This window comes from Bacillus sp. MUM 116 (assembly GCF_001866655.1).
Classification (GTDB): Bacteria; Bacillota; Bacilli; order Bacillales; family Cytobacillaceae; genus Neobacillus.
This window is the reverse complement of the sequence record NZ_MLYR01000182.1, coordinates 1-6269: the sequence shown is the minus strand read 5'-3', so window position 1 is coordinate 6269 and position 6269 is coordinate 1. Positions and strand designations below refer to the sequence as shown.

Annotated in this window: 9 protein-coding genes; 6 read left to right on the top strand and 3 right to left on the bottom strand. The window is 34.3% G+C overall.

Annotated elements, in window-relative coordinates; all coding sequences use genetic code 11:
• The first annotated feature begins 232 nt into the window (after window positions 1–232).
• Window positions 233–412, top strand: a complete 180-nt coding sequence (locus tag BIV60_RS27695; protein WP_071358881.1) for an aspartyl-phosphate phosphatase Spo0E family protein — start codon at window positions 233–235, stop codon at window positions 410–412.
• A 164-nt stretch (window positions 413–576) separates the two neighbouring features.
• On the opposite strand, the gene BIV60_RS27690 is transcribed toward BIV60_RS27695, so the two are convergent.
• From BIV60_RS27690 to BIV60_RS27680, 3 genes are all read right to left on the bottom strand, one after another.
• Complete coding sequence (locus BIV60_RS27690) at window positions 577–1050, bottom strand: transporter (protein WP_071358880.1); 474 nt, start codon at window positions 1048–1050, stop codon at window positions 577–579.
• A gap of 271 nt (window positions 1051–1321) precedes the next feature.
• Entirely contained in the window at window positions 1322–1465 is a 144-nt protein-coding gene (locus tag BIV60_RS31135; protein WP_141770584.1) for a YjcZ family sporulation protein, read from the bottom strand.
• 646 nt (window positions 1466–2111) lie between these two features.
• Complete coding sequence (locus tag BIV60_RS27680) at window positions 2112–2312, bottom strand: cold-shock protein (protein WP_071358878.1); 201 nt, start codon at window positions 2310–2312, stop codon at window positions 2112–2114.
• 391 nt (window positions 2313–2703) lie between these two features.
• Here BIV60_RS27680 and BIV60_RS27675 point away from each other — a divergent pair, with 391 nt between their 5' ends.
• The 5 genes from BIV60_RS27675 to BIV60_RS27665 all read left to right on the top strand — a co-directional run bounded on the left by BIV60_RS27675 (window position 2704) and on the right by BIV60_RS27665 (window position 6026).
• The gene (locus BIV60_RS27675) at window positions 2704–3429 is read left to right on the top strand and encodes a DUF421 domain-containing protein (RefSeq protein ID WP_071358877.1); all 726 of its coding nucleotides are present in this window, start codon (window positions 2704–2706) and stop codon (window positions 3427–3429) included.
• Window positions 3430–3897: 468 nt separating this feature from the next.
• Window positions 3898–3969 (top strand): YjcZ family sporulation protein, encoded by a 72-nt coding sequence (locus BIV60_RS28980; protein WP_371261602.1) that lies wholly within the window; start codon window positions 3898–3900, stop codon window positions 3967–3969.
• An 80-nt stretch (window positions 3970–4049) separates the two neighbouring features.
• Window positions 4050–4205, top strand: coding sequence for a hypothetical protein (locus BIV60_RS29995; protein ID WP_177177419.1), 156 nt, complete (start codon window positions 4050–4052; stop codon window positions 4203–4205).
• Between the two features lie 198 nt (window positions 4206–4403).
• On the top strand, window positions 4404–4895 hold the full coding sequence (locus BIV60_RS27670; RefSeq protein ID WP_071358876.1) for a hypothetical protein: 492 nt from the start codon (window positions 4404–4406) through the stop codon (window positions 4893–4895).
• Between the two features lie 180 nt (window positions 4896–5075).
• Entirely contained in the window at window positions 5076–6026 is a 951-nt protein-coding gene (locus BIV60_RS27665; protein ID WP_371261601.1) for a DUF3231 family protein, read from the top strand.
• The last annotated feature ends 243 nt before the right edge of the window (window positions 6027–6269 follow it).

The window sequence follows — 6269 nt, the reverse complement described above, 5'->3', positions numbered from 1 at the left end:
AATACTATCCTTTACACCGAACAAAAATAATTCTTTTTTAAAATAGCATTTTTTGAAATTATTTGCAAGGAACCCTAATTCTTTAATTATAGTATCCGTTAGTTTAAGTGCAACTGTTCACAATCATTTTATTGTATAGAACCTATAACCATTATATTTTCTAATACATAATAGTCATGCATTAACGGCATAATGTATAATGTTTAGAATTTATCATATAGTTGGTGCAAAAATGAATGAGAAATTTGATAAAGAGAAAGAACTTTGGAATAAAATCCACCTACTTCGTGAAGAAATGGTTCGAACAGCTTACAATAAGAAGTTAGATTTTCTTGATGAAGAAGTTTTATTATTGAGTCAAGCTTTAAACAAACTTTTAAACGAATATGAAAAATTATTACACAGAAAATAAGGAAATTATCACTTCTAGAATGTGAATACAGCCTACGCCGCAGCACCCCCGTGTTCAACTCAAACACACGTTACTTTAAGTGTAATTCTTCACAATCGATTTAGTAAATCAAACAAGCAAAAGGAGATGCCCTTATTTAAGCATCGCCCTCGAAAATTATAGTTTTAAAAACACGAAAACGAAATAATTCTCCTTGTATCAATACCAAAAATCATCCAGGACCAACCATTCCATCTGAAACCAGCAACAGATCTTGGACCTACGAAAATGGGATAAAACCAAAACCCTTCACCATTGCTGAGCCATATAAAAGTATTACGAAACAGGCACAACCTAATTGCTCCCGGATCAACAGCAAATGGAGTAGCAGCTACTTGTTGAGGAATAAATGATGGAGGAGGAGCAGTTGGGGCTTGTGGAATTTGTGATCCGGGTAGACCTGGTAAACTCGGTAAACCTCCTGGTCCCCCAAAATCAGGTCCTGGTAAACTCGGCAAACCAACTGGTCCCCCAAAATCAGGTCCTGGTAAACCCGGTAAACCTCCTGGTCCCGGAAACGGAGGTAATGGTAAACTTGGAAATTGACGCTCCAATTGCTGATCATAATTTATATAGGAGTATACTGTCTGATTATACATTTAATAGATCACCACCTTATCTTAAATAAATCTCTAAAGTATTTGTATGTTGTACTGTTCTTTTGTTAAGCTTATTCACGGGTCTAAATTATTGCCCATTTACTTTCAAAAAATATTGTATTTGGCAATTAAAAAATGTTGTTTATGGCAGTATGTTTTTTGAATTTAAAAAGCCGGGAATATGCAAGAAATGAAAAACTTGCATAAGTTTAAGGAAAAATAATCCTCATTAGGAGTAAAGATGAGAATTTAATAGATACAGTCATTTCTTTTAACCACAGAAACAAACTGCACCAACAATGATTAATAAAATAAACAACACTACAATGAGTATAAATTCCCCGCACCCACGTGTAGGAAAACAACCTGCGTAAACAGGAGCTTCATAAACAGGAGCTGCATAGGAGTAAGACAATGGAGGTTGGGGAAGAACATTTGCGGGTAAGACATTAGAAATCGGTAAAGCATTAGAAATCGGAAAAGCATTATCCACTTTTTACACTTCCTTTCGAATGTATGGAGAGCTAATATGACATTACACTATATATTACACTCAGAGAGGAAATTGGAGCCCGTCTATATTATATATGGGCATGACTTAGTGACGATCACTATTAGTAATGAAAAAAACATAGAGTGGGCTATTGATTTCAAAAGAAGAAGGTTAAAGCCAGATGAGATAACTAAATGCAGGAATCCTTTGTAAAAAGGATGTTTGTATCTTAGTAAAAAATACAAGGAAATTAGGAGATCCACAATTTATATGCTACACTTGTTTTACCATTTGATTTACTGTTTTCAAGTACCCCACTCATTTTTGAGTGGGGTTATTTGTTTTTCTAAGAATAAGAAAAGCGCAAGCGCCCTGGTCAGCCTCAGGCATAGCGTAAGCCGAGCCGACGAGAAGGTTGCCCTTTAACCTTCTTGACGGATCAGCTTACGACCTCGAGGGGCTAGGCTGCTTGCGCTAGACAATTCTCAAAGACAAAAATTTTATACTTTCTTTACTTTAAATAAAAAACAGACTCTAAAAAAGAGTCTGTCCTTCTTTGGCATTTTATTTAAGCTTTACGAACGTTAGTTGCTTGTGCTCCACGTTGACCTTGCTCAACATCAAAAGACACTTCTTGACCTTCTTCTAATGTTTTGTATCCTTCGCCTTGGATAGCTGAGAAATGAACGAATACATCTTCTCCACCTTCACGTTCGATGAATCCGAAGCCTTTTTCGCCATTAAACCATTTTACTTTACCTTTTTCCATGTTTGTTGCCTCCTAGCGTGCTCTAAGCACACACAATGTATTACTATCCTTGCTCTCAGTGATCATCAAGACGAAAAGTTTTTACTAATACTATCCTTTACACCGAACAAAAATAATTCTTCTTTAAAGTAGCATTTTTTGAAATTATTTGCAAGGAACCCTAATTCTTTAATTATAGCACCCGTTACTTTAAATACATTCCTTCACAAACTTACCGATACTGTTTGAAATATGAAAGATATGCTAACTCTCATTTTAGGGGTACCTCCGTTAGTCTGTAATTCCCTGATTTATGTAAAAAATAATACCAGTTGGTAAACGAATATCCAGTTAACTTCCTTCTAATACTACTATCTATTGATGATAATAAGATAAAAGAAAGGTAGTACATATGGGAAATGTTTTCTTCCTTACAATACTAAAAGGTATTGGAATATACGTTTTAGCATTATTCATAACCCGAAAAATGGGCACAAAACTTATTTCACAAATGAATTTTTTTGATTTTATTATGGGAGTTTCAATGGGTTCAATAGTCGCTAATGCCATTATTGATCAGCAATTTACAACACTATCAGCTATTACTACCTTAATATTATTTGCCATTTTGACTGTGTTCACTGGATATTTAAGCTTGAAAAACATCACATTAAGGAAGCTAATCAATTCTGAACCGATTACTTTAGTTGAAAATGGAACCATTGTGGATGAAAATATGAAGAAAATGAAATTGACCATAAATGAATTAAAGATGAAATTAAGAGAAAAAGATGCTTTCAAGGTGGCGGACGTAGAATTCGCTATAATGGAAACGGATGGTAAGTTATCTGTATTACCCAAATCAGATAAAAAACCACTTACTCCTTATCATATGAACATTCCAACAACGAGTTCAGGTCTTGAAAAGGATATAATCATTGATGGAATGATAATGGAGGAAAACTTAACAAGTGCTGGACTAGATAAAGAATGGCTAACATCTGAACTTAATAAACAAAATTTCAAAGATTGTTCAGAGGTTTTTTATGCTGGGTTAGATAATACTAAAAAACTGTATATATCTAAAATGAACAGTACCAATAAAGAAACTCAGGACAAATCATTACCTCCAAAATGAAAAAAACGCTATTCTTTCGTAATATGATGGAAAGGATAGTATTTTTTATGGTGTAGCGAGAATCAACGACATTCATTAAAAGAGACTAATGCTTGAACAGATATTTTAAAAATAAATATCCCTTGCAATAGATGCTGAAAGTATATTTCGTTAATTCTTTCTTTAGCACTTTTACATATTATACAGGAAAAATTTTCACTAATATCTAACTAGTGGCTAGTAATAGTCTCTAAGTAGCGACTAGTTCTGCCGAAAGCATCTTAGATGAGTTACCTCCTCGAGGCGTTTGCATGAATTGCAGACGCTTTTTATTTTTAGGGTTAAGCAAATTATGGATTTTGTCGAAATATGATGATTATTGTCCAATCAAAACTTGTCCTAAGAAATATATATAAAGTATGGAAAGTATTCTTTCCTCAGATAACCCAATAGGTACTGGAGGTGATATACATGGGTGACGGATCAAGTATGTCTTTTACATTAATCGTGGTATTGTTCATTCTCCTTATCATTGTCGGAACTGCTTTTATGGGCTATTAAATTGTACGGAACTAAGGGCAAGTTGATTTTAATCTGTCCCTTTGTCTAAACTACTGAAACGATAGGAGGATAAATTACACATGGTTTTTTTCCCTGACGGCTTTAGAAGAAGAAGGTTCCCAATTGAAATCGAAATCGAGATCGAGAGAAGAAGACGTATTGAAATCGAAATCGAGATCGAGAGAAGAAGACGTATCGCAATCGAAATTGAAAGAAGAAGACGCAGATTCTTTTAAGCAAATGATTTAAACATGTTTCCTAAGAGCCTACGGGCTCTCTTTTTTAGGCCGTTTTCACCTAAAAGTTAATGAACTTAACCTGCCAGTTAGCTAAATAAGAAATTAATAAATATAAGGTCTATGTTTTGATCTATAACGATTAAAAAAATACCACATAGACATCCTAAACTTAACAGATGACAAGTGAGGGTAATTATGTGGTATCTTTATCTTTCTATTATAACCTTTAATACTATAGCGATATTAACTAAAAAGACGTTACAACCTGTTGTTTATTATGCTTCTATCTTTTGGGGGCTTTTCACAGCAGAAATTGTAGATAGATGGACAGATAAATGGAATTTGTATGGATTCTTTGAACCAAAGGTTATTGACTGGCAAACTACCCTTATTATCCTAGGGATTTATCCAGCTGCAACAGTTCTTTTGATAAATTGGTATCCTTATGAACGAACAAGGAAAGCAAAAGTTGCATATGTTCTTGCTTGGTCTATATTTTCAACTGCATTTGAATATTCCTTTTATCTTGCAGGATATGAACACTTTCACGGTGGATGGAAATTGTGGCATTCAGCTATATGTTATCCATTCTTATACGAGGTCCTATTCATACAGGTATGGTTTGTAAGAAGACTAATAAAAAAAGGGATAGTACAACAAGAAAAAGAATCGCGGTCCCCTCTTTAACTCTTGCGCCCGTAGTTTAAGTACAAATTTCCACTCACTCTCAATGAATTGGATTTTTAAATTTTGATTGGACATTATAAGGATAAGCGAATTAAAAAATTTACATAAAAAATAAAACTTAGGGGGGATTAGAAAATGAGTGGAATTCCCATTACTTCATCAGAATTGGCAAATTTATGGATGACTTATCAAGAAAAAACCATGATCATGAGAATGTTGGAGCATTTTATAGAACATGCTGACCATGAAGAAAAACAACTATTACAAACTCATTATGATGCTGCCGCTAAAGCCATCGAAGATATTACAGGTATATTCGAACAAGAGGGTGCAGTGATTCCTATTGGTTTTACAGAAAGTGATGTAAATAAAGGGGCTCCAAAGTTATTTGATTTCCTCTATGATATCTTTTATTTGAATATGATGACGAAAATAGAAATGAGTCTATTTTCGCTGTATTGTGGTATGTCTTATCGGAAAGATATTAATGATTTTTTTATTAATTTAGCAGCAGAAGCCCAAACGATGAACTGCAAAGCAGCTCAATTCCTTTTAGAAAAAGGAGTTTTGGTTCGCCCGCCTTTTGTATCAATGCCTAAAGAGGTGCATTTTATAGAGGAAAAAAATTATAGGGGGGGCCTCAATCCATTCCGTGAAACCAGGTCCCTAAATACGATTGAAGTGTCTCTTATCCACCATGCCGTTGAAACAAACCTTGTAGGAATGCAATTAATGATTGGATTTGCCCAAGTTGCTGAGAATAAGGAAGTGCAAGATTATTTTACCAAGGGAATGAAATTGTCCAAAAAAATTGAAGTGGATTTAGGTGATTTTTTACGCCAAAGTTTTATTGAACCACCCGCCACTCATGCCGGTAAAGCAACTACGTCAAAAATCACACCATTTTCCGATAAATTGATGATGTATAACACCAGTTTGTTAGCTACATTTGGGCTTGGAAGTAATGCATTAGGAGGTGCATTTAGTTTACGAAATGACTTGCCAGCAAAAATGGCTCTACTTTCAAAAGATATTTTCACTTTTGCTCAAGATGGAGGAAAAATATTGATTAAAAATGGCTGGATGGAAGAACCTCCACAGATTGAGGATCGGATTCAATTAACAAAATAATCGTTTTTCATAAAATAAGCGCTTATCCTTGTTGAAGGAAAGTGCCTTTTTATTGAATAAGCTGCTCTTTAATTAAGGCTCTTTTCGTAAACTTTGTTGCTTTTGGACCTTAACAAGGGCCAAATACTTAAGTTTCTAGGCAATTTTCGCAAATGTTCTTACGAAAAGATGCCACGAAGCATTTTGTTATACGGGTTGATGAACTTATACGAAAAACAACAATCTATGCGAAAATAGCATTAG

Bases quoted from the DNA above. Each gene is read 5' to 3' on its own strand.
- BIV60_RS27695 (WP_071358881.1), top strand. From the start codon at position 233: ATGAATGAGAAATTTGATAAAGAGAAAGAACTTTGGAATAAAATCCAC.
- BIV60_RS27690 (WP_071358880.1), bottom strand. From the start codon at position 1,050: ATGTATAATCAGACAGTATACTCCTATATAAATTATGATCAGCAATTG.
- BIV60_RS27680 (WP_071358878.1), bottom strand. From the start codon at position 2,312: ATGGAAAAAGGTAAAGTAAAATGGTTTAATGGCGAAAAAGGCTTCGGA.
- BIV60_RS27675 (WP_071358877.1), top strand. From the start codon at position 2,704: ATGGGAAATGTTTTCTTCCTTACAATACTAAAAGGTATTGGAATATAC.
- BIV60_RS29995 (WP_177177419.1), top strand. From the start codon at position 4,050: ATGGTTTTTTTCCCTGACGGCTTTAGAAGAAGAAGGTTCCCAATTGAA.
- BIV60_RS27670 (WP_071358876.1), top strand. From the start codon at position 4,404: ATGTGGTATCTTTATCTTTCTATTATAACCTTTAATACTATAGCGATA.
- BIV60_RS27665 (WP_371261601.1), top strand. From the start codon at position 5,076: ATGACTTATCAAGAAAAAACCATGATCATGAGAATGTTGGAGCATTTT.